This window comes from Spirosoma utsteinense (genome assembly GCF_014282275.1).
In the GTDB taxonomy this organism is placed as follows: Bacteria; Bacteroidota; Bacteroidia; order Cytophagales; family Spirosomataceae; genus Spirosoma; species Spirosoma utsteinense.
The window spans coordinates 107,620-131,262 of the sequence record NZ_VFIA01000019.1 but is presented as its reverse complement, the minus strand read 5'-3'; the positions used below and the strand labels follow the sequence as shown (position 1 = coordinate 131,262).

Annotated in this window: 21 protein-coding genes; 13 read left to right on the top strand and 8 right to left on the bottom strand. The window is 52.1% G+C overall.

Annotated elements, in window-relative coordinates; all coding sequences use genetic code 11:
- Positions 1 to 263 precede the first annotated feature (263 nt).
- The 7 genes from FH603_RS16280 (at position 264) to FH603_RS16250 (ending at position 5,166) form a co-directional block, all read left to right on the top strand.
- Positions 264 to 788 (top strand): helix-turn-helix domain-containing protein, encoded by a 525-nt coding sequence (locus FH603_RS16280; protein WP_235985255.1) that lies wholly within the window; start codon positions 264 to 266, stop codon positions 786 to 788.
- Between the two features lie 112 nt (positions 789 to 900).
- Positions 901 to 2,106 (top strand): ice-binding family protein, encoded by a 1,206-nt coding sequence (locus FH603_RS16275; RefSeq protein WP_317171187.1) that lies wholly within the window; start codon positions 901 to 903, stop codon positions 2,104 to 2,106.
- Positions 2,107 to 2,156: 50 nt separating this feature from the next.
- Entirely contained in the window at positions 2,157 to 2,306 is a 150-nt protein-coding gene (locus FH603_RS16270) for a hypothetical protein (RefSeq protein WP_186738590.1), read from the top strand.
- A 90-nt stretch (positions 2,307 to 2,396) separates the two neighbouring features.
- The gene (locus FH603_RS16265; RefSeq protein ID WP_186738589.1) at positions 2,397 to 2,684 is read left to right on the top strand and encodes a PqqD family peptide modification chaperone; all 288 of its coding nucleotides are present in this window, start codon (positions 2,397 to 2,399) and stop codon (positions 2,682 to 2,684) included.
- The gene (locus FH603_RS16260) at positions 2,656 to 3,102 is read left to right on the top strand and encodes a lasso peptide biosynthesis B2 protein (protein WP_186738588.1); all 447 of its coding nucleotides are present in this window, start codon (positions 2,656 to 2,658) and stop codon (positions 3,100 to 3,102) included. Before FH603_RS16265 ends, FH603_RS16260 begins: the two co-directional genes overlap by 29 nt.
- Positions 3,102 to 4,016 carry a phosphoenolpyruvate carboxykinase (ATP) gene (locus FH603_RS16255; RefSeq protein ID WP_235985256.1) on the top strand — a complete coding sequence of 305 codons (915 nt, stop codon included), beginning with the start codon at positions 3,102 to 3,104 and terminating at the stop codon, positions 4,014 to 4,016. The genes FH603_RS16260 and FH603_RS16255 overlap by 1 nt, the downstream gene beginning before the upstream one ends.
- 1 nt (position 4,017) lies before the next feature.
- Positions 4,018 to 5,166 (top strand): nucleotidyltransferase family protein, encoded by a 1,149-nt coding sequence (locus FH603_RS16250; protein ID WP_186738587.1) that lies wholly within the window; start codon positions 4,018 to 4,020, stop codon positions 5,164 to 5,166.
- 39 nt (positions 5,167 to 5,205) lie between these two features.
- On the opposite strand, the gene FH603_RS16245 is transcribed toward FH603_RS16250, so the two are convergent.
- Positions 5,206 to 7,158 carry an asparagine synthetase B family protein gene (locus FH603_RS16245; RefSeq protein ID WP_235985257.1) on the bottom strand — a complete coding sequence of 651 codons (1,953 nt, stop codon included), beginning with the start codon at positions 7,156 to 7,158 and terminating at the stop codon, positions 5,206 to 5,208.
- A gap of 221 nt (positions 7,159 to 7,379) precedes the next feature.
- Here FH603_RS16245 and FH603_RS16240 point away from each other — a divergent pair, with 221 nt between their 5' ends.
- Positions 7,380 to 8,081, top strand: a complete 702-nt coding sequence (locus FH603_RS16240; protein ID WP_186738586.1) for a hypothetical protein — start codon at positions 7,380 to 7,382, stop codon at positions 8,079 to 8,081.
- Here the strand turns inward: FH603_RS16240 and porU2 are convergent.
- Positions 8,078 to 11,344 (bottom strand): putative type IX secretion system sortase PorU2, encoded by a 3,267-nt coding sequence (gene porU2, locus FH603_RS16235; RefSeq protein ID WP_208492983.1) that lies wholly within the window; start codon positions 11,342 to 11,344, stop codon positions 8,078 to 8,080. The genes FH603_RS16240 and porU2 overlap by 4 nt on opposite strands.
- Before the next feature lie 122 nt (positions 11,345 to 11,466).
- Positions 11,467 to 11,628: a hypothetical protein gene (locus FH603_RS16230; RefSeq protein ID WP_186738585.1), complete on the bottom strand. Its 162-nt coding sequence runs from the start codon at positions 11,626 to 11,628 to the stop codon at positions 11,467 to 11,469.
- Between the two features lie 165 nt (positions 11,629 to 11,793).
- Between FH603_RS16230 and FH603_RS16225 the strand changes: the two genes are divergently transcribed.
- From FH603_RS16225 to FH603_RS16215, 3 genes are all read left to right on the top strand, one after another.
- Positions 11,794 to 12,864 carry a M42 family metallopeptidase gene (locus FH603_RS16225; protein WP_186738584.1) on the top strand — a complete coding sequence of 357 codons (1,071 nt, stop codon included), beginning with the start codon at positions 11,794 to 11,796 and terminating at the stop codon, positions 12,862 to 12,864.
- A 232-nt stretch (positions 12,865 to 13,096) separates the two neighbouring features.
- Complete coding sequence (locus FH603_RS16220) at positions 13,097 to 13,807, top strand: hypothetical protein (protein WP_186738583.1); 711 nt, start codon at positions 13,097 to 13,099, stop codon at positions 13,805 to 13,807.
- Between the two features lie 30 nt (positions 13,808 to 13,837).
- Entirely contained in the window at positions 13,838 to 15,460 is a 1,623-nt protein-coding gene (locus FH603_RS16215; protein WP_186738582.1) for a hypothetical protein, read from the top strand.
- Between the two features lie 85 nt (positions 15,461 to 15,545).
- Here FH603_RS16215 and FH603_RS16210 read toward each other — a convergent pair whose 3' ends face one another.
- The 3 genes from FH603_RS16210 to FH603_RS16200 all read right to left on the bottom strand — a co-directional run bounded on the left by FH603_RS16210 (position 15,546) and on the right by FH603_RS16200 (position 20,219).
- Positions 15,546 to 16,154 carry a hypothetical protein gene (locus FH603_RS16210; protein WP_186738598.1) on the bottom strand — a complete coding sequence of 203 codons (609 nt, stop codon included), beginning with the start codon at positions 16,152 to 16,154 and terminating at the stop codon, positions 15,546 to 15,548.
- 73 nt (positions 16,155 to 16,227) lie between these two features.
- The gene (locus FH603_RS16205) at positions 16,228 to 19,155 is read right to left on the bottom strand and encodes an outer membrane beta-barrel family protein (protein ID WP_186738581.1); all 2,928 of its coding nucleotides are present in this window, start codon (positions 19,153 to 19,155) and stop codon (positions 16,228 to 16,230) included.
- A 185-nt stretch (positions 19,156 to 19,340) separates the two neighbouring features.
- Positions 19,341 to 20,219, bottom strand: coding sequence for a GLPGLI family protein (locus tag FH603_RS16200; RefSeq protein ID WP_186738580.1), 879 nt, complete (start codon positions 20,217 to 20,219; stop codon positions 19,341 to 19,343).
- Positions 20,220 to 20,338: 119 nt separating this feature from the next.
- On the opposite strand from FH603_RS16200, the gene FH603_RS16195 reads away from it, so the two are divergent.
- Positions 20,339 to 21,091 (top strand): ABC transporter substrate-binding protein, encoded by a 753-nt coding sequence (locus FH603_RS16195; RefSeq protein ID WP_186738579.1) that lies wholly within the window; start codon positions 20,339 to 20,341, stop codon positions 21,089 to 21,091.
- The gene (locus FH603_RS16190) at positions 21,088 to 22,137 is read left to right on the top strand and encodes an AraC family transcriptional regulator (RefSeq protein ID WP_208492984.1); all 1,050 of its coding nucleotides are present in this window, start codon (positions 21,088 to 21,090) and stop codon (positions 22,135 to 22,137) included. The genes FH603_RS16195 and FH603_RS16190 overlap by 4 nt, the downstream gene beginning before the upstream one ends.
- Here FH603_RS16190 and FH603_RS16185 read toward each other — a convergent pair.
- Together FH603_RS16185 and FH603_RS16180 are read right to left on the bottom strand one after the other, a co-directional pair.
- Positions 22,132 to 22,476, bottom strand: coding sequence for a DUF4260 domain-containing protein (locus FH603_RS16185; protein ID WP_186738578.1), 345 nt, complete (start codon positions 22,474 to 22,476; stop codon positions 22,132 to 22,134). The genes FH603_RS16190 and FH603_RS16185 overlap by 6 nt on opposite strands.
- A gap of 94 nt (positions 22,477 to 22,570) precedes the next feature.
- On the bottom strand, positions 22,571 to 23,602 hold the full coding sequence (locus FH603_RS16180) for an NAD(P)H-binding protein (protein WP_186738577.1): 1,032 nt from the start codon (positions 23,600 to 23,602) through the stop codon (positions 22,571 to 22,573).
- Between the last annotated feature and the right edge of the window lie 41 nt (positions 23,603 to 23,643).

Below are 23,643 nucleotides of genomic sequence, written 5' to 3'. Positions count from 1 at the left end.
ATGTACTCAGGGCGGGTTCATCTGGGCATTCCGCCTGTCGCTCTTCAATGGATTTGTCGTAGATTTGGCGATAGGATTGCTCGAACCAACCCAGTAATTTAGCGAAGCGTTTATGGTCTAAACCGGTGGCCGACCGCCATTGGCGGTCAGTTTTTAAAGCCTTAATTGAAAGATTCATAAAGCAAAATTATGCCATTGCAACAAGTCTAATAAATGAGTTGACACTACACATCAAATTCATGGTCAGCCTATGCTGTAAGACCATGGTTCAGGCTATACTGGACGAGCATAAAATAGCGTATAAATCGATAGAACTGGGGGAGGTAGAGCTTAAAAGTGCTATTACCACAGAGCAGCGGAATCAATTGGGAATTTCCCTGCTACAGTCAGGGCATGAATTGATGGCTGATAAGAAAGCCGTATTGATCGAACGCATCAAGAGTGCGCTTATCTTCCTGGTTCGTGATGCGGATCAACATCCCAAGATGAAACACTCTGACTATCTGGTTCAGAAACTCGATTATGACTACACGTACCTGGCCAATCTGTTCTCGGAGGTCACTGGTGTCACTATTGAGCATTTCATCATCGCTCATAAAATTGAGCGGGTCAAAGAACTCCTCTTATATGATGAACTCAACCTTACTCAAATCGCCGAAAGCCTTAACTATTCCAGTGTAGGTCACTTGTCAAGCCAGTTTAAAAAGGTTACAGGCCTGACACCAACTTATTACAAACAACTTAAACACAAAAAACGCACAATTCTTGAAGATGTGGGAATAATGTAAATCATATATATAATCTTGTAACAGCATACAGCGAAAAGGTGAACAGTTTTGTGTAGTTAATAATCAATTACATAAACTTAATATTATGAAAATTAGAAATCTACTCACTCTAGTGATCTTCTTCCTAGCGTTTGCTGCCGTTAAGGGATTTGGACAGACGTTGGCACCTAATCTAAGGACTGCTGCTAACTTTGCTCTATTCACCGCCAATGGAGCATTTACAAATTCGGGAGCATCGCAGGTAAATGGTGACATTGGGACCAACGTAGGCGCTTTAACTGGTTTTCCGCCCGGAACGGTAACCGGCAGTATACGTTTGCCAGGCTCTGCCGAAGCAGGGCAGGCCGCTCTTGATGTAGCGGCTGCCTACAATTATTTAAATACGGTTTCCTGTGGCACCACCATCAGCGCCGACTTAACCGGGCAAACGCTTAGCCCAGGGGTATCCTGCCAGACTACCGCATCACCTACCACCTTAAACGGAACGTTGACGCTGAGCGGATCAGGCATTTTCATCATTAAGTTAAACAGTGCTTTAACAACAGGTACATCGTCAAACATTGTGTTGACAAACGGAGCGACTGCCAATAATGTGTTCTTTCAGGTGAACGGTGCTGTAGTAGCAGGAACCAGTTCTAATTTGCAGGGCACGTTCCTGGTTAACGGTGCCATAACCCTCAATACCGGTGCTGCCCTTATTGGCAGAGGGCTATCGATAACGGGAGCCATTGTATTGAATGGCAATACTGTTACTAATGTAGCAATTCCACTGCCTGTTACGCTTGTATCGTTTGCAGCTACGGTAGCGCCTGCCACTCATACGGTAGACATTAGCTGGACGACGTCATTGGAAACAAACAACCGGGGTTTCGTAGTAGAGCGTAGCAAAGACCTTAAGACCTTTACCAAAGTGGGCGAGGTTGGTGAAATAGCTGCTACGAGCAAAGCGCTGAAAAACTACACCCTGGTCGACCTGACTCCTTATGCGGGTACGAGTTACTACCGTCTGAAACAAACCGATCTGAGTGGAAAAATGACAATTTACCCGGCCGTTTCGGTGGTTCTCCGGGATGATACCTATGGTGTATTTCCTAATCCGGTTCGTAACGATGGTCAGTTCTCGCTCCGTCTGGATGAGCCTGAAACAGCCACGGTTCGTTTTTACGGCATAGATGCCCGTGCGCTTCCAATTCAAAAAGCAAGTACTCAGTCGGGAAATCTCCTCCTGAAAACGGCAGGAAAGCTTGCGGCTGGTGTCTATGTGCTCACGGTTGAGGAACGGGGTCAAACACGCCAACACCGCTTAGTTGTCGAGTAATTATACCCCAATCACTTTATTAATCTATTCTACTTAACATTTCTTGACTCATGAAAACAAAGTCTATTCATATATCGGCTCCATCGCCTAAAAAGGCCTATAAAACCCCAAAAGTTAACGTGTTGGGTAATGTAAAAAAACTCACCTTAAAGATTGGCTCTGCCACTGACGGCCTGGGAAGCGGAAGCTTCGGGGGTTAATTCAAGCAGCTTAGGAGAGCCTGGTCCATTGACATAATTGGTAATGGGCCAGGCTTCTTTCGTATCCCACATTGCTACGCAGCTATATCTATGTTACTTGAACCGACTACCTGTATCCAGTCTACCCAGCATCAGTCATCATCCGTTCTCGGCAAAGAAACGATCGTTCTCAATTACGAAGCGGGGAATTATTATGAATTGAATGAGGTAGGCGGCTTTATCTGGTCACTCCTGCAGACGAAACAAGTAGTGTCTATTCAGACAATAAAAGAACAGCTACTGGAAGAGTTTGACGTGGACGAGTCTGTCTGTCAGCAGGAACTCATGTCATTTTTAGGCAATCTTTTTGATGAACGTCTTATCGAAATTACGGCGTAAGCAGGCGAAGATCCGCTCTCTGTCCTGGACCGAAAAATTACTGCTTATTTCTGTACTCACCGTACTGATACTTTTCAAGGTACTTCTGATTCTTTTTCCGTTGAAATGGTTTATCACGTCTGTATCTGACGCTGCTACCCATAAATCGAAAGAAGGAATACCGCTGGCCATTATGGATAAACGGATCTGGGCAGTCAGGGTACTGAGCGCCCACATTCCGCTTGGCTTCACGTGCCTGGTTCAGGCGCTTGCCACCAAATGGCTCTTAAAAAACCAGCCCGATGTTCGGGTTCACATTGGCGTACGCACCAACAGCATCGACGGGTTTTCTGCCCACGCCTGGGTTACCTACCAGTATAAAACCATACTCGGTGAGCAGCCCAACATGGTGTTCGAGCCAATCTTAGCCTGGAATTGATGTCGTATTACTACAGAGCCTACGGGCTGTCGATTGTCTCCGACTTCCTCCTTCCACCCCTACCCGCAGGCCCGCCTGCGACCGTTACTGACCTGACAATCAGGCGCGGCCAACTACCGGCAAGACCCTCTTTTGTTGGTTCGAAAGCTTACCGTGCCGGCATAAACGCTCAATTTGCGCAGACCGAACAAGGCGACCTTTGGTTAGACTGGCCACCGCTCATTTCATTTATGGCGTTGAATGGCAATGAGTTGATTGTTGATACTACCCAGACAGACGACCAGGTAATTTCGCTGTTCACCCTCAGCGAAGCATTAGGGTTAATTCTGTTTCAGAAGGGTTATTTCCTGCTGCATGGGAGCGCCGTCCGGATCGGCAACGAAGGTGTTGTGTTCCTGGGCGAGCCCGGTGCGGGAAAATCAACGACGGTAGCGGCATTTGCCGGAAAAGGGTCTAGAGTCATAAGTGACGATATGGTGTGTATCCGTTTAAGTATGACTGGTGATCACCAGTTGATCCCTGCTTTTTCACAACTAAAAATCTGGGAAAGCAGTGTGATCGGGTTACAGTTACAGCAGGAGTCCATGACGCCGGTACGCGAGGGCATGGACAAGTATTCGTGGCATGAGTCAATTGCATTTGAGGAGAAGGCCGTACCGTTAAAACAAATCTTCGTGTTACTGCCCCCTAACGAACCTGGCCGTGTAGATAGCCCCCTACCCAGTAGCCAGGTTCCCGTTGAATTGCTCCATCATTTTCCGTTACCCGACGCGCTCCTGACTGGTAAAGGGCTAAAAGACTACTTCGAAAAAAGTGTGGCCCTTGCCCGGACCACACCCCTTTTCCGGATGAGCCGCCCCGCCGACTTTGCGGCTTTGCATACGTTTGTAGACCAGCTGAACGCTATAGGCTAACATGAAAACCCATCGTTCCACTGAAATAGCGCTGTTGTTACTGGCTTGCTCAGCAGCGCCATCAGCCGGAAAAACAGAAACGGTACGGCTATTTCTGGAGCGCCACACTCCAGACTGGGACCGGCTTCTCAACCTGGCCAGCTACCACCGGCTCACCCCCTTACTATATCGGGCCTTTCAGGAAGTTTCGTCGGTTCCCGGTTCATTCCTGTCAACCCTCCGTCAGGAATGTCTCCTCATTACAACCGATAATCTAATAAAACTGCGCGAGTACCATCGGGTAGCCGCCCTGCTCGACGAACAGGCAATCGAACACGTTGCCTTCAAAGGGATTTACCTGGCTGAACACAGCTACCCAGAACGTGGACTACGCCCTATTGGCGATATGGATATTCTGGTGGACGGAAACGATCTGTATAAAGCTATCGGCATCCTGGCGACCGACGGCTACCAGGCGGGCGATAAATACAAAGCTTATCTGGAACATCCGGAAGGGGTAATATGGGACGAATTACACGAAATCAGTTTGTTCAAACCCTATTTCAACACCAGCCGCTTCGACATCGACCTCCACTGGCGGGTGGACTGTTTGTTAAAAGAAATCGGCGTATTCGAGTTAGACAATTTCCGTTCAGCGCCCGACTATATCATCGAAAACCAGGCTATTTTATTAGTCCTTCACCATGGCGTCAATAACTCCTGGGAACGTATCGGCTACCTGAATGACCTTTACTTTTTGCTTCATCAGGCAGACGTCAATTGGGACTGGCTGCTAAACGAGTTAAAAAAACATCAGCTGGAGGTTATCTTTTTCATGGGTTTATACTGGTGCCAGCAGGTATGGGCATTTCCGGTACCCGCGACTGTTCAAAAACAGATGCAGGTTTATAACCTTGCCGCGCTGACCCACCTGCGGGAGAAAAAGTGGGAATATAAATCGCTGACCTCGTTCAGAACGATGCTCGTTGACTTTGCCGGCACGCAGGCCACGTTTACGGATAAACTGAAAATCTACGGTTCTTACGCCCGCAGTTTTATATTTCGCTCCACCGTTGTTACCATCAACCGCAATCAGTTTTATATTCCCAAGGAATGGGGTTTCGCTACGGTCGTTGTACGCGCTTTTCTGGCTTTGCTGCGGCCCCGATGATCAGCCATTTTTCAGCGGGAAATCCTTTGTAGCAGGATTTCAACTTCCTTTCGATAGCGTAGACAGCCAAAGAGACAGGTAGATAATTCGGCTCAACAGCCAGTTGTAGCGCGTTTTTTGCTGAATTGGTATCCGTGAATTGAACACGATAGCAACGATCTCGTTAAATACAGGTCGGTCTATTACTTCCCATATTTCATGGCCGGGCAACGCAAACTGCTCGTGGGTTGCCTGATACAGCTGTTGCGCCGACAGGTTACCGTACTCGACGAAATTGGCCTTCGTCAGCCGATCAACGATGGCCGGGGGTAAAACGGTTTGTAAACCATGCCGAATCAACCCGCGCCCGCGCCCCTCATCGAAGCTTACCCACGCAGGGGTTGCCAGCCCTACTTCAACGACCCGTTTGTCAAAAAAAGGAAATGAATACTGATGCCCGTAATAAGCGCCGATATGATCTAACTGCTCATTGCATATCACATTAGTCGTATTGATAATCTGGCTGACGGGAACGGGGCTTTCCGGTGACAGGCAGGCATTTAACCCCTGTGTCGTTGGCTGTAGCAAAGGGGTCGACAACTGCCTGAAGGCCGGGCTGAAAGCACTGTCTATCAACACTCGGTGCGCTATTTTATCGCTTATCCGTTTTATGCAGTAGGTCAGTATGGCGGTAGTGGAGAGATTGAAGCGTTGCTTCTGACTGCTTAGTGTATGCAGAAACCTAGTCAACGGCTCACCTTTGAAACGGCTGACGACCTCAGCGCCAACGATATACAGGATATACTTCTCATACTTGGCCCGGTCGCTCAAACTGAGCCACTTATCACTGACATACGTCAGATTACGATTGGGCTGTGAAACTGTTTGCTGGCAGGCCCGCTGTAGTTCATCCCAGTCCCCGCGATCGATCAACTGATCGAGATAGTCAAATCCCGTGGTGATGACGCTGTCGCCGTCGTGGCCCGTAAGAATGCAGTCACAACCGATCTGCCGGGCTTTTATCGAAACACTCAGGTGAAAACTAGACGGTATGATAAAATGCTCGGGCCGATCGAACAGGCGATTTATTTCCAGGATAGAAGCCAGCACATCTGGTTCAGGCTGTACGGTATGATGGACCGGGTTCCATTGCCGGATAACTTCCTGCACGTAGACAGATTCGTCGGTAGAAGCCAGCCCCGTATCGATGTTGAAGGTATGCACCGAAGGACGGCCCTGGGCCATGAGCAGGTGCTGGGCCACACAACTAACCGATGAAGAATCCAGGCCACCACTCAGATGGGCACCCACCTGACTTTTGCCCAGCATACGGGCGTTGACAGCCTCCGTAAATTCTTCCCGAAACAGCGCAGCATAATCATCTGCATCTATTAACCCGTTAATCCTGCTGAGATCGGGTTTCCAGTAGGCCGTTACCTGGCTATCGCGGCTGGATACCTGAAGGTAGTGGCCGGGCAGAACACTGTAAATGGTTTCGTAGAAGGTTTCTGAACTGTAAGGCACATATGCTTTTGGCCAGGTCAGGTACTCCCTGAACTTATGCTGATTGGGCTTGACGACGACCTCCCCGATGGCGAGCAATGCTTTGATCTCGGTGGCAAAAGCGCAGAACGAACCGGGTCGATGCACATAATACAGGGGTTTGACGCCCAGAAGATCTCTGGCGCAGACAAGCGTTTGGCGACGGGCGTCCCAAAGTGCCACCGCAAAATCGGCGTTCAGTTGATTGAATGACGAAAATCCGTTCAGAGTGTAATTTCCGACGAAGTGACTTTCTGTACTGGACGGCTCAAAAACCGTTACGTCGGCTACTGCGTAAAGAGCCGCATCGGTATCAGCTTCCAAGATACTATCAAATGCCAGGAGTACACCCTGATCAACAGAATGACGTCTTACCCCACCCCTGTGTGCTAACAGATGCTCAATAGCCGTGATGTCTGTTTGAGCAACAGCCCGTCCATCAAACCGGATCATTCCCGCAATTCCGCCCATATGGCTTTAAAACAAACTGGTAAACGAGATTCGGTTAATAACAGACAGGATACAGAAAGACGTATCTATTAAATTATCGCTCACAGTTAGTAAGTATATATATACGCATACGTCACAAGATAAGCTAATAATTAAACAAACTACTATCTTTAGTGTCTGCACAGCAGGCAAAAGCGGTTTCGTCGCCATGCATCAATTCACCTATCAAGGCCAGCACAGGCATGTTAAAGACAAGCAGTTTACAGGTAGTGGTCCTGATGGCTTTATTGATCGTAAACGTAAGTTGCCGGGAGCAGTCAACGAAGCCCGTAGCCGATGACTCGGCTTATTTCCCTTTGGAGGTGGGTAACTACTGGATCTATCAGGTAACGACCAAAACGTACGTCACAGCGAATGCCCCTTTAACGCAAGTCTACCAGCTACAGCAAAAAGTCAGCAGTTCGTATACCCAGAATGGTCAGTTAGTTTTTGTGATCGACGAGTCGACCCGGCAGACAGATCGGTCCCCCTGGAAACTCAAGAGCCTCCATACCGTGTATAAAAACCGGCTGGAAGTCGTGGACCAGGACAATAACGCGCCGGTAGTCAGGCTGGCGTTTCCTGTCTCAGCGGCACTGTCCTGGAATACAAACCTGTATAATGCCAATCCCCTGGTTCTCCTCCGCTACCAGGATGCGGGACGCCCGTTCTCCGTCGGCAAGCTCAACTTCGACGATACGGTTTCGGTGCTTGGTACCAATGACTCTACACTGGTTAGTCAGGAAAAATACCTCCGGGTCTATGCCCGGTCGGCGGGCTGTGTATACCGGGAAGACCGGTCGCTGGCCTTTTGTCAGGCATCGTCGGATTGCCTCGGCAGCGGTGTGATCGAGTCGGGTACAGTAGCAACGTGGGAGCTGATTGCTTCTGACCGGCTGCCTTAGTACTGCCATAACACGTTGCCCGTTCGTGTTTCAGACCGGCCATCTGCCCAGCCTAGCCGCAGCCGGTATGGGTAAAAGCCGGGCACCTGAGCTTGCCATAAGAATGTGTTTTTACCCGTTGAGGTAGGGAATGGCCCGTCGAAGACCGGTACGCCCAATACATTGTAGATTGTTAGTTGGGAGGTAGCAGGCAAAGCCAGAACAGGCAGGTTTAATTCAAACCGGACATACGTAGTTGCCGGATTTGGATAGCTCCGAAACGTAACGGGCTCATCAGAGCCTGCCACGCCCATTGTCAACGTATAGGGCGGCTGGGTCCGGTTACCAGCCGCATCTTTGCCAAAAACAAGGAGTCGGTAAGTTCCTCCTTCTTTTAGATCCAGTGTTGTCTTTACCTGAAGCTGGTTGGCCGATACTGCCGCGTTTGTCAGCAATTCACGAGGAATTTTCTCAGGACTACACGTTTCACAACTTGCCACATACACCTCGACAGCGTCTGCATCCACGGCCGACAGGGCATTTTCATCGATCAGATAAATAGATAGTTCGGGCCTGGTACCAACAACAGCCTTGTTTTCCCTAAGGGCTCCATTGACCAGTACCGTAAGGGCCGGACTGACCACATCCGGCAAGGCGTTTGCGGGATAACTACTACCAACACCAGCTTGCGGCCAGTTTACCTCCAGACTGGCCGCATTATTATCACGGCTCAGTTCAACAAGCTGTCTGTCTGGATCAATCAGTACATCGATTTTTTGCAGTGTTCCATCGTTGGGTATGCTATAGGTCAATGTATCCCGGTACCGAAACGCGTCGAATCGAACGACCTTACTGCTTACTGTTTTTCCGGTTGTCCGGATCGATACGGCAACGGATTGACCTGGCTGGAAACGGCCCAGATTGGCCAAAGGAATAACTACCCGGATCGAATCGCTGTTTTTAAGCGTACTGCCCGCCACGGAAGACTGAATATATACCCCTTTCTGAGCAACCGAAAAATCGGGGCTGGCCAGCGGATAAAGGATCAGAGCCGGGTCACCCTGAAGAATCATTTGCAGCAGTACCGACACATCATACAGGTTGACCCCTTCTTTTTCTAACTCGGCATTTACCTGTTGCTGTACATGGCCAAATGACTGACCAAGGGTGGCTGGATTGGTAAATAAGGCTCGATACAGTTTCGTCAGATACCGGGTCGTAGGGGCTTCGTAACTGTAGTAGGAATGAGCCAGCACCAGAGCAGCCCCCTTGTCTGGAGCCAGCACCCAATCGGTTGATAAGGTGTTGAACCGGGAGAAAATCTCACCCACTCCGCAGCCGTTAAAAATCATCAATGGAAAGATAGCGTTGCGAAATCCGTTTTGCGGGGTCGACGCAAAGCCAAAGTTCATATCCGTAATGGCGGGTCCGGCATGGCCGAAAAATGTAATGAGACTGACGCCTTCATTGACTACCGGCGCAATATTTATTGGCTCAACAAGGTCGTATGGGTTGCTTTTACTGAACGATTTGACGTTCCCGCCCAGCACTCCATTCTCAAACAGCTTTCCCAGATCGCGCATGGCCGTTTGCAGGTTTTGCGCTTCGCTTTCCGACTTACCACCGCTGATATGGACAAGCTGCTTGCGCCACAACCCATTGGGCGTATTTCCTTCGAAGCGTTTGACTTTTGCCAGGTAGGTAAGCACCTCTTCGTTCGTCATCACGTTGAGCCGCCCCGTTGGAATAGCCGGTGTGTTGACCGAATTGCCGCTCAGGCCAGCCGTTAACAGAATGTCCGCGCCCGGATAGCCAATCGTTGGCACCAGATCATCGGGGGCCGTTTTAACGAAGTACGGATAGCTGTTGGCCTTCCCAATCAGCAACATGTTCTTCACCGCGGTCGTCCGTAACATGAAATCGGCAAAACGCCGGATGGCCAACGGACTGCGTTCACCATAGTTGAACGCGTCGAAAAGAGAATCGACATCGACCACGACAGGCGTATGCCCTCCCCCCGCCACCGAAGCCCGATAGTCGGCATAAGCCGTAGCTGACCGTTTGAGCGATCCATGCGTAATGATGAGATAATCGGTCGAGGGCGGGTAGGACAGTCGAAACCGGACGGGCACTATCGTCAATGGCTTCAGGACCTTGTTCGTTAGCAGGATATCCCGGTTTCGGACTGTTCCGTCAACCACCACCTGTGTTTGATTGCCGGTAGTTTTTACCGGCAAATAGCGGCAATTGAGTTTGTCTGTAATGTCGTAGGCAACGGCGGATGACGGCCCATTTTGTATGGCCAGCAGCGCCGTCTGACGTTTACCGGCAAGCAAATGAAAGGCCCGGGTTACCTCACCGGTCATATCGAACCCCTGCGGATAAGACACGTTTACGTACGTGATCGAAAACTGATTGGCACCACCGTTTCGCTCCGGTTTGAAGCGAAGGGTGAGCTGTTCTTTCCGAATGGATCCGGGTGTGAGCGTTGCCTGAAAAGGTTGGCTCGAAAATCCGATGAAGCGTAGTGAGGCCAGCGGTTTCTGCCCGTCGTCATCTAACAGAACCTGAATCTGATGGGGTTCATTGTCGCGACCGTTTACCATACCTTCCAGACGGATTGGCCAATCAGCCGCTACGATGTTTGGTAGTTTGACGTCAACCAGGCCTACTGAATCTGCCGTTAGTAATTTACCTGACCAACCTTCGCCCGGCTCGAAATAGCTCTGTTGAAGGAAGGGTTCGATACCTTTCAGGTTATTAAAGGTGTATTCACTGGTGAAAGCCTGAACAGACGCCTGAACGTGAAATTTCTCGGGCTCCAGGCCTGCCGCCGAGCCGTTGAACACGGCCATTCGTTTTCCAGTCACTGCCGGAGTAGCTGTCAGGAAATAGGCCGTTTTATCAGAGAACAACGTTTGGTACGGATGTAGCCGCTTCTGGGGCCGGTATACTAGTGAGTCCTGGCTACCGTCATTTCCTTCTCCGTAGAACTCAATATATGACTGGTCGGTAAAGACGCCATCCTGCTCACCCGACACGCGAATAGCGACTTCTTTCCCGCGGAAAAATAACTGCCAGCTAGCCGGGTTTGTCTTCAGGAAAGAAGCATCCCCATTTCGTATATCCGAATAGCTTATCCGATAAACACCGGTCTGGTTTACGGTTAGTTTTAAATACAACTGACCAGCCTTTATCCACTCGTTACCAAGTAGAGCCTGGGCACTGGCAGTAAGCCCAACAAACAGTAACCACGCTGTTAGTAACCCTCTTCTCACTGACATCCGTTCAAGGGAGTTTATAACCCGTCATTATCAAATATAGACTTAATATTCCAGGAAGAACAGCAACGCTTATGTCTGACGAGTGACAAAAATGGAAACATAGGGAGCACAAACAGCAATTCTTACAAAAAGGCGTCAACTACCGGTTCTTTCAGACTCCTACTTTTCTGCTCGACATCCGAAAGCTGACCAACGGACAACACGTATTCAGCCGTTGCTGCACCCAGGACCAGACGAGCCTGCTGCCGGTATTGAGTTAGGGCGTGGCGTTTTAACTGTGACATTTTGCTGTTTTTTTCGTTGATTTGGCAATGGATCTCCCCCATCTACAACGGGCGTGTCCGTTGCTTCTTTTTTTGAAAGCTTATAAAAATCAAACGTAGAACTTTACCTCAACTCGCCTTTTTAACAAGTCCTGAACGATTTTTAGATCTGTTTTTTATTTCGCAATGAACGAACAAAGTAAAAGTTTCCTGTACAAGTACCTCAACAACGCATCACCTACGGGGTTTGAATCGTCGGGGCAGCAAATCTGGCTCGATTACCTCAAACCCTACACCGACGAATACATTGTCGATACCTATGGAACTGCCGTGGGTGTGATCGGTCCGGGCAAAGACTATAGCGTAGTCATTGAAGCGCACTCCGACGAGATTTCGTGGTTCGTCAATTACATTTCCGATGACGGCTACATCTACGTCCGGCGCAATGGTGGCTCCGATGCCCTGATTGCGCCGTCGATGCGGGTTCACCTGCACACGAAGAAAGGCCCGGTCGATGGGGTGTTCGGCTGGCCCGCCATTCACGTTCGTGACCTGGCGAAAGACGTAGCCCCTAAAGTATCCGATCTGACCATCGACGTTGGCGCGGCTACAAAGCAGGAAGTGGAAGAAATGGGCATCCACGTAGGCACAGTCGCTACTTTCACCGATGGGCTGATGGAATTGAACGGGCGTTATTACGTGGGACGGGCGCTGGACAACCGCATGGGTGGGTTCATGATTGCTGAAGTAGCGCGTCTGCTTAAGGAAAACAACGTAACGCTGCCCTTTACGCTATACGTCGTCAACGCGGTACAGGAAGAGATTGGCTTGCGCGGTGCCGAAATGATTGCCCGTCGGCTGAAGCCAAACCTCGCCATCTGTACCGATGTTACACATGACACCCAATCGCCGAAGTACGATAAAAAAGAGCAGGGTGATCTCAAATGTGGGTTGGGCCCGGTCCTTTGCTATGGTCCGGCAGTACAGAATAACGTACTTGATTTTATGATCGGCGTAGCTGAACAGCAGAACATCGCGTTCCAGCGGCAGGCTGTCAGCCGGTCGACCGGTACCGACACCGACGCGTTCGCCTATGCTACGGAAGGAATTGCATCGGCGCTGATTTCGTTGCCGCTTAAATACATGCACACAACCGTCGAAACCGTTCATATGGACGATGTACAAAGCGTTATCAAGCTCATGTACGAAACCCTGCTGGCCCTGAAAGGCGGAGAAGATTTCCGGTATATAAAGTAACAAAGACACTAGGCATCATATATAATGTCTGACGAATGACGAAGGGAGCCGGGCTATTGTCCGGCTCCCTTCGCTGTTTACAGGGTGCACAAACTGGTACAGGCTAGCTAGCTGATAATCATGCATATAACTACCAACAGATATATTTACATACCTTTTAGTAAATAGAAATGAATTATCATTTATTAACAAGTAAGATTTGTTACCAAATAAATAGTTTAATAAACCATATATGAAATACAGGTACCTCATCCTGCTGCTGGCAACATCGCTATCGGCGTACTGTCAAACTGATCCGACTTCCGATCAGGTTTCGGGTAGCAAAACATCCAGCCCATTACCACCCTATCGGCCGGGCTTTGCTGTCATGCTTTCAGCAGGGTCTGCGGGGGGTGGTGTCGCCGTTGGGTATTCGATCAATAGACAGCTGGCAGCCCGGTTGGGGTTTAACATGTTCAATTACTCGGGTACGCTGAAAAGCGGCAAAGACAGTGACAATCTTCAGATTGGATTCGACTACAAACTAAAGCTGCAAACCACGAATCTCCTGCTCGATTTTTACCCGTTCAAGCGGTCGGGCTTCCGGGTTACGGGCGGGGCATTTTATAACCTCAACCAGATCAGCTTTTTCGGCAAGCCCGTTAAAGACGTAACGTTTAACGACGTCACCTTCACCGTTGACGAAGTGGGTACACTCGATGGCAAAGCCACCTTCAATAAGATTGCCCCTTACATCGGTCTGGGTTTCGGCAATCCCTACACCCGTGGTCGGCTCAAGTTCATGGCCGACGTTGGCTTTTTTTACCAGCAGTCGCCGACAATTTCGTTTACGACAACCGGCATGCTGACCCCTTCGTCCGACCAGGGCCCAATCATCCAGAAAAACCTGAGTCCCCTCAAATATTACCCGATCGTCACGCTCGGCGCATCCTATAAATTATAATCATACAGTCTCCTGTTGAATACATGCCTTATGAAAAACCTGACCCGATTATCGTCAACCTCCCTGCTTAAGGCGGTGGCTCTTTCCACCACCATCGGCCTACTGGTAGGTTGCCAGACTATAAAAGACATTCAAAACATCGATCCACTGAAAGATGTGGTTTTCAAGCTGAACTACCAGCCCGCAAAAACCCAGATACAGGGCCTGGTCGTTGATGCAAAAACGGGGCTTCCCCTTCAGATTCCTATCCAGATAAACCTGGTGGGCAAAGACGCCGGGCGCGCTGTCACCTTCGAAGGGAAATCCATTACCACCTACAAAGCACCAAAAGGTGATGTTTTCATAGGCCTGACGGGCGTTGAACCAACCCAGACTACTCCTGCCGAACTCCGCATCGTGGTTGATGCCGACGGATATATAGCGTCCAGCGCGAACCTCTCGATCACGAAAAGCCTGAACGACCCGTTCCAGATTCGTCTCGTCAAGTTCGATTCGCCCCCGACCGGCGTAGCCTCGAAAGCCCTGTCGACACCGACCTCGGCTTCGGGCGTCCTGACTTCCCAGCGCGTGATCGAGGTAGCTACCGCAGCCAGTGGCTCCATAAAGGCTATGCCCATGACCTTTACCCTCCCGGCCAATACCACGCTGAAGGACAGCAAAGGCGCACCGGTCGCTGGTAACGTAACAACCTCAGTGATGGCCTTCAACGGACAGTCTTCAGAAGCACGGCAATCATTTCCCGGTGGTTTACTGGCTCCGTTAGCGAAAAGTGCTCAGGGAAAAAATGATGTCAAAGGGCTTTTCAATCCGGTAAGCTTTGCCGCTATAGAAATGCGGAACGCTGGCGGTCAAACGGTATCGACGTTCAATCAACCCGCCACCATTCAGATGGGGGTGCCTGGTTCTACGTTCAATACGTCGACCGGTCAGCTTGTTAAAGAGAACGACAAGCTGGAAGTCTATAGCTATGACGAACTGACGGGTGCCTGGACATATGAGCGGAGCGTAGCGGTTCGGCTGGCATCGACCGGTCTTGTTGCCGATGTACCCATCACTCACCTGTCCTATTATTCGCTGACGACACCCAGAGACACCGAAACGTTTCAGGTCTCTTATACCGTCAGCAACCTCCCGAGCGGTGCCGCTTATACCTATTCACTCTTTCAGTTCAATCCGGGATCGGACAGCCAGGGCACAGAAGTTCGACGCGCCAGCAGCACAGACGGTACGCTTACCTTCAACCTCCCCGTTGGCAACTACCGACTGTCGGTTTACGACCCGATTGATCTAACCCTGCTCGGCTCAACAACAATCAGCAACACAACCAATAGTACTACCGACGTAACCTATACGCCACCCACGGGTCGGCTCAAGGCAGCTTTTACGGTAAAGGCGGTATGTGAAAACGGAAAGAATTTTGAAGTGTACCCAACGGTCAGTGTGTTCTACAACGAAACGGGTATGCAAGGCGGTGGTGTAGCCACGTTTGCCAGTGGCAAAGGGGACCTGACAGGCCTGAAGCCAAATACGGATTACACCGCCACCGTGTATTACGAAGGCAGCTTCAGCGTCAACTTCAATTCCGGCAGTGCCGACTCTGAGCATGTACTCGACTATGTGCTGAAGTCAAACACCATAGCCTGTAAGAACTAAGCGTAGACACAAACGTAAGTAAACCAGCAAGGCCCGACCGGTTTGATCCGATCGGGCCTTGCTGTGTAAAGAACAACCGTCTGGCTTATTTCGCCGTCGTGGTCGATACGGGCGGGTTGATCATGATATGGGCGCGGTGGGTACCGGGGTCCATGATCCAGGGCATGCCGGGTGCTTCGGGCTTGAGCGGCAGACCCGTACTTTCGGCGGTGGCGTAAGGGATATAGACCACGTAGCGCAGGTACCCATCCTTCACCTCGCCCGTGGCAGCCGTATAGTTTTCGTCTTTGGCAGAATAGGAGAACAAAGACGACGGATGAACGGGCATCACCAGCTTTTTCGACTTTACTTCCTGCTCGCGCATATCCGAAATCTCTTTAGTCGTTTTCCCCTGCTGTTTCAGCTCCCGACCGCGCTTCATAAACGGCTCCAGATCGCGGTGATAGCAGGAGACACTCAGGCCTTTCTGCGCCGGGTCGTCGGCCAGGCAAACCAGTTCGTTCGTGCCCTTGCGCAGCACGACAAAGTCATTTTTCTCCGAATAGCCATATACCATAGCCCCCGCCTGTTTGTCGGCCGGAGCCGCCAGCACAGCCGTCCTGATCTGCACATCGGCAGACGGTACGGGGGTCGTCTGAGCCAGGGCACAAACGGTCAGGGTAGACAACGTAAGGACAAAGAAGGTCGTTTTCATCATGAACGGTCGTTTAACCAGTAAGCTAATTTGGTGGTTCTACTACTCACAATACGACACTCAGCTCCTCAAATCAACCGTTGCGTCGGCCACCGCCCCGCATTCCGTTACCCCGCCCACCGGGTTGCCCAAAAGGGCTCGTCATTGGCGCACTGCCTACGAAATTCCGCAGGTTATACACGAAGCTAACCATAAAGTAACGGTTCAGCACGCGGCTCTGCACCTCTTCCGTGTAGGTATCGGTGACATTACGAACAATGCTCCGGTTCTGGTTCAGCAGGTCGAAGGCCTGAAAGCGAATCTCACCCTGTTTCTGCTTGAAAAGTTGTTTGGACAAGATTGCGTTCCAGAGCGTGAACGACTGGTTGAAGCTGCCCGCCGAGCCACCGTAATGGTTGTAGTAGACGTTGGTAGAGAACGTGAATTTACCTGGCAGTTGATAGAACGCATCGAGCGTTACTGTCTGGTTCAGAAAGGCCGTGTTTTGCTGCGGTTGCAGCGAGTACCGCGCCGACTGATAATTGATGTTTCCCGACAGGTTCAGATCCAGTTTCTCCGTAAAGTTGGAGTTGATACCCACCCCCTGCCCCACCAGCCAGTTGTTGGCCAGGTTGGGCTGACCGTTTACAAAACTCGTTCCCCGGTTATAGGTCAGGTTAGTGGTCAGGTTGAGGTTGGCTTTCTGCTGGCCCAATTTTATAGGCTGGCCCAGCACCAGCGAGCCATTGGCGGTGTAATACCCATCGGTATTGATCGGCTGCGTGACCTGCGCCCCCGACCGGTTGAACGAGGTAGCGTTGACGATCTTGTTATTGGTACGGCTCAGGTTCAGCAGGGCAAACAAACTGCGAAAGGTACTTGGCTCGAAGCGGTTGAAATTGACCGACAGGTTATGGCTGTATTCAGGTTGCAGGCTGGCGTTGCCGAGCCGGATATTGAGCGGGTTGGTATTGTCGGGAACGGGCTGCAACTGGCTCACACTCGGCGCATTGATACGCGTTCGGTATTGAAACCGCAGCGTACGGCTCTTTCCGAAATTATAGGTAAACAGGGCGTTGGGCAACAGGTTGGTAAACGTGCGGGTGAAACTGGTGTCGCGCGTGATATTGTCCGACGCCAGGCTGGCCTGCTGCGCGTCGAAGCCCAGGGCGTAGTTGTATTTCAGTCGCTTGGTTTGCCAGGTAATACCACCCCGGTTAGTCAGGAAGGTGTTTAGAAACCGGTTGCTGAGATCCCTGTTCAGCTGGTCGTACTGTTGGGTTTCTTCGTTATAGTCGTTTACGAATCGATTCGACGTGTTGTTATTATTCGACACGGCATAGTGAAACTCAAGCGTCTGGCGCATAGACAGTGGCTCGGTATAACTCACGTTGACGCTGTTGGTCATGGAGCGCGTCTGCTGATCGTTGCGCTGGTTGATTAGCTGTTCAAAAACGCCCGTCTGGCTGTTTGGCCCCGTCACGTTCGTCGTCGAGATGGGCGTATTGGACCGGGCGAAGGTATTGACCGACTGGTTGATGCCCTCGTTGTTCTGGTTGTTCATGGCCGTATTCCAGTTCAGCGAAAACGTGCGGCCCCGCTTGCGGAATTTGCGAAACAACAGCACCGTGTTGTTGCCGGTAAAGCCGTCGCCCGCCGAATTGTAGTTAGTTCTGCTGGTATTGACGGGGTCGCCCTGACCACTGAGTGTGGCTGCGGTGCTGTTTGTCTGGTAGTTCGAACTGAGCCACGACAGGTTGGGAATGACCCGGATCGTGGTGAGCGAATCCAGCCGGTAGTCGAGCCGGAGGTTGAACCGATGATTGGTATTGGTGTTGTCGGAGCCGTTCTGGCGGTCGGTTACGAAGGCCGAGTCCGACTGGCTACTCCCCGACACACCGCCGGGCAGAACATTTTCCCGCCGACTCGCCTGTTCGGTGAGGGTGTTGGTATTGCTGGCGTTATAGCTACCCGCCACATCGATTTTCTTTCCCCACGCGTCCCGGTAGTTCAGCCCTGCCGCCCACGACTGCGTGATGGCATTGTTACCAACCTGGCCCGTGTTGCCGCCCGGAGCGCCACCCCGGGTATTGCCCTGACGGCCTCCACCACCACTTCCGCTGAAGTTAGTACCCAGACCCAGGTCCTGCGCCGTAAAACCCTGCTGGTTAACGTTGTTGGCCATGCCCAGCACCGATATCTGCTGGGCGTTGTTGAAATGGCTGACGCTGGCCCGCGCCGAATACCGAATGTCTTCGCCCGGTTGCGGACCGGCTCCCACCGACTGCTGGCCGAACGTGCCTTTCCGCTTGTCTTTTTTGGTAGTAATGTTGATCGTTTTCTCCCGATCGCCATCGTCGACGCCCGAAAACTGCGACTGTTCCGACTGCTGATCGTACAGCTGAATCTTATCGATGATGTCGGCGGGCAGGTTTCGGGTTGCCATTTTAGGATCATTCCCAAAGAACGGCTTCCCATCCACGAATACTTTTTTAACCTCCTGCCCCTGTGCCTTCACCGTGCCGTCGCTGCTGACTTCTACGCCGGGCAGTTTTTTGAGCAGGTCTTCTACCTGCGCATTGGGGCGTGTCTTGAACGAACCGGCGTTGAATTCCAGCGTGTCGCCCTTCACGGCAACGGGTGCCCGTTCGCCCTGCACCTGCACTTCAACGAGCGTTTCCGAGGTGGCAATCAGATCGATGGTCCCGGCATCGGGGCTGGGCGTTTCGGGCGATACGCTCACCCGCTTCGCTTTGCCCCGGTAGCCGACATACGTCACCAGCACCCGGTACTGACCTTCGGCTACTTTCAGGAACTCAAACCGTCCCTCGCCATCGGTAATCCCGAACGTCACCAGCGACGAATCCCGCGCCGAGAGCAACGAAACAGACGCTTCGAGCAACGGTTTGCGCGTCAGCGAATCGACCACCGCCCCCCGGATGGTACCGGATTGCGCCTGTGTCCGGGCTGAGATCAGCGAACAGGAGAGTATAAACAGTGAATAAAAAAGGAGTCGTTTCATGCGTTGCCTATTCGTGGATCGAACCGCCTAAACGGTAGCGATTACTTCTTAATTGACTTGTTCCTGCGTGTATGACAGGCCGGGTGTATCCTGGACGGCCACGTCCGGGTGATAATCTTTTTGCCGCCCGGACGTGGCCGTCCAGGATACGGCAACCCTTCCACCCATAAACCTGACCCACCGTATTAATTGCGACCCGGAAACGGTGAACGGCTCATCATTTTCTGCCTAAAGTCGGCCATGGCTTTACGGCGCAGTTGCTCCATCTCATCCGACGAAATCGCTTTCGCATCGGCAGGTGGCTGAACGGCACTGCCGGCAACAGCCTCGGTCGAGATACTGGTTGCTTTGAATGACTCGTTATCCGATTCGATCTGCAACACGACACCTTTCTCCGGCGTCAGTGCCGCAACGGGCGAATAAGTAAACGGCAGATCGGTGGTGTACCAGACGGTGTACGTTTCCGCTTTCGCCGGTGCCTCGTTGCTCCCACCAGCCCTATTCCGCTGGCGGCCCAGGCTGGCGGTTGCCGTTGCTTTGTGGCAGAGGTAACCCGCTATCTTTTTGGTTTTGTCGGACGGTTGCCAGTTTTCGGCATTGGGCATGGGTCGCTCGGTGCGGTACGTCGTACTGACAGAGTCCTTTTTGATCGTCATCACGTCGATACGCTGCCGGTTGGCGAGGTCCAGAAACGTCGTCTGCTCAACGGGGGGCGTCAGGCGTGTCTCGCGCGGAGTACCACTCCGGTCCCCTGCCCCATCGCCCCCCACCGTTCGGCGCATCATCATGTTCTGATTCCGGTCGCGTTCTTCTTTGGCCATCGTCCCCGAGAAAACAAGCTTTTGCGTAAACGACATAACCTCGGGCATTCCTTCGGGCCCCTCGGGTGCGCCGGGGCTCCCCGGCCTTACTTCCTGCCCGTTAATAACCATCCGCATCTGCGAACGATCGATCTGGCGCATCCCTTCGTAGGTGATTATGCCGGCGGTTGGTGAAGTCTGGGCCAGCGCCGGGGGGCTGGTCAGCAGGCTACCGAGAAGGAGTGAAAAAGCTATCTGCTTCATGCTGTAAGGAGTGAATCGTTAGGTGAAAGTTGCATAAATATCCGGGCTGCTGGACTGTATTTCGTTAAAAGACGTTAACGTAGCGACGAATGCCCAATTTGTGTTGCTGAACCCTCCCTATGACTCCCCAACGTATTGTTTCCGTGGTGCCCTCGCAGACTGAACTTTTGTTCGATCTTGGCCTGGACACCGAAGTAGCCGGTATCACTAGATTCTGTATCCACCCCGCCGACAAGGTCCAGGCGAAGACCAAAGTCGGCGGCACCAAGACGCTGAACCTCGACCAGATTCACGCCCTCCAGCCCGACCTCATTCTGGCGAACAAGGAAGAAAATACCCGCGAACAAATTGAAGCGCTTCAGCGGCAGTATCCCGTTTACGTCACCGACATAAACACCCTTCCCGACGCACTGGCTATGATCCGGGCGGTTGGTGGCCTGGTTGGCCGAGAACACGAAGCGGAGGCCATGGCGCAGCAGATCGCTTCCAACCTTTCATCCTCTTTTCCCCACTCGTCCCCGCCTTTATCCGTTGCGTATTTCATCTGGCGCAAGCCTTATATGGTGGCGGCCAGCAACACGTTCATCGACGCTATGCTCGAAGCCGCCGGGTTCAGAAACGCCTTCGCCAGCCAAACACGCTACCCCGAAATCACGTCAGATGACCTGCGGGCGGCTCATCCGGACCTGATTTTTTTGTCGTCGGAGCCGTACCCATTTGCGGATAAACACCGGGCGGAGCTGAACGCTATCTGCCCGTCGGCGCAGGCGCTGGTGGTCGATGGGGAGGTATTTTCGTGGTACGGTAGCCGGTTATTGCGGGCGGGGGATTATTTTAGGACCTTAAACAGCAAAATCGCCCTGCTGAAATGATCATTCCTGCCAACAATACCCTTTCTGTCGGTGCCGTCAACCTGATTTTGTTCGCAGCCCGGCAGTGCGGTGCTGATGCCGACGCGCTGGCCCAGACGGCAGGCATCAGCCCTGACCAGCTACGTGACCCCGACGGACGGGTATCGATCCGGCAGATGCAGGCGCTTTGGGCCGGTGTCGTAGCGACCACGGGCGACCCCGACATTTCACTCAAAATCGGGGAGATGATCAACCCGGTGGCGGTTGGTGTACTGGCCTACGTGATGATGCACAGCCCGACGCTGGGAATCGCCTTTGAGAAACTCTGCCAGTATCAGGATATCGTCTGCGACGGCATCCGGACCACAGGCCGCCGGTCGGGCGATCAGTTTATACTGGCCCTGGAGATCATCAGTCCCGATATTATTTATCCGGCCTATGCCGTCAATTCTGAACTGTCGATCTATCTGGCCGCCATTCGTGCCATGACGGGCCTGAACCTATCGGCGCGTCATGTTCAGTTTGCCTATCCCCGCCCCGCCGACACCCGCGAACACGAACGCGTCTTTTCGCCCGCCAGTCTTACTTTCGATGCCGACGAAACGGCTATGGTTCTGGATGCGACATTGCTCGACATGCCCGTTCTGAACGCGAGTCCCAGCCTGTCGGCCCTGTTTGAAGGCCACGCCACCGATCTGCTGCAACGGCTCCAGACACCAAACCTGAGCAGCCGGGTCAAGACCGAGATCATAGCCCTGATGAAAGGCGAGGAACCGACCCTGGCAACCGTTGCCGACCGGCTGGCGATGGGCCTCCGCACCCTTCAGCTTCACCTCAGAGAGGAAGGCACCACGTATCAGCAACTGCTGGACGACATCCGCAAAGATCTGGCGGTAAAGCATCTGCGGGAGCCCTACCTGAGTACCACCGATATTGCGTATCTACTCGGGTTTGCCGAGCCCAGCGTTTTCTTCCGCTCGTTCAAAAAATGGACGGGACAAACGCCGGGTGCTTACCGATCAACCCCTCCGTACCCGAATCCAGCCTTCAGTGCAGCCCTGTCATAATGACCCTAAACTGGTGTGTTTGAAGCTATCGGGGTATTTCAACCCATAACCGGCCACCCGGTCCATACTCGCATGGGCAAAGAGGATGATTCCGGCGAGCATCAGGTTTTGATTCGTCAGCGCCAGACCTGCCAGACCGATCACGATACCCAATCCCTTGTGATGAACCAGATTATAGGTAACAGCCCCAACAGCCGGATTGATCAGGTAGCCGATCATGCTCAGGTCGGGCAGCAACAGCAGCGCCGGAAACCACCACCAGGCAAATGGCAGCAGCGAAAACAGATAAATAGCGCCCAGGAACTGGGCCAGTTCTTCAGACCTCAATAGCGTTTTCATTAGATCGTGTTATGCCCTGCCAGTGGCCCGCCAGGGCCCTGGTAGTGGCTAGTTAAACAGTAATATCTTTTAAACAGTGGCTGGACCTTACCTCTCAATAGCTAGGCAAGCTCGCGGCAACGTTGGTAGAACTCCGGATAAACGGCCGCTTGAGCTGGTGCGTAGCGAACCACGTCAGGGTCTCGTTCAGGGCCTCATCCATGGGCGTTTCCCGAAAGTCAGGAAACAGATTCCGAACCCGGTTATCGTTGAGCAGGATAGTATTTTCGTAGAGATACAGCATCTCGTTTACCTCCCGCATAACGGGCATGAACAGGCCGAGCACCGACAGAATGAACCGGCCATGGAGTTGAATCTTCAACGGCTTACCTGTCAACGCACTTATCTGCCCGAACCAGGACCGCATTGACGTATGCGTCGTTCCACCGTAATTCAGCACCGTATACGCATCGAAACGCGCTGAGCGAAGCATCAGCCGGGCGATAATTTCGGCGGCATCGTTCGTATAAACCGCCTGGTGGGGAACATCCGCCGTGAGAAGCCAGGGAAGCGGCTTACCCATCAGCGCATTCTCAAAAATTGGTTTGATGCCTGCATTCAACACATTTGGCCCCCAGAAGTCCGGTAGCCGAACGGTCAGCACCCGGCATTTTCCGGCCTTCGCAGCCCGCTCCAGCATGGCTTCGATCTCGACGCGCAACTGTCCTTTGCGGGTAATGGGATTGGGTGACGAATCCTCGCGAATCAGCTCCCGTGTGTTTCCAAAGTTGTAGATGTTACCCGGAAAAACGATGGTCGCTTTTTGGTGTCCAGCCGCATCGATCACCTTTTGGGTAACCGTGTCCATATTGCCGAACCATTCGTTGTACGGATAATTGATGCCGTGGAAAATATGCGTTTTGCCGATTGCCACGCGGTTGAGCAGAGCCGCATCCTGGGCATCGCCAACAACAATGGTGAGCGTCGGCGCATCCGGGAAGAGAGCTTCGGCTTTGGCCCGATTACGAACCAGGATGGTAACGGGCAACTGGCGGGCGAGCAGATTAGCGGTTACAGCATAGCCGATACTGCCGGTTGCACCCAGCACGAGGGTATCGATCGAAGGGTTGGTGAGCGTTGTATTCATGACGAATGTGTGTCTGCTTAGTACACAACAAAGGTCCGGCC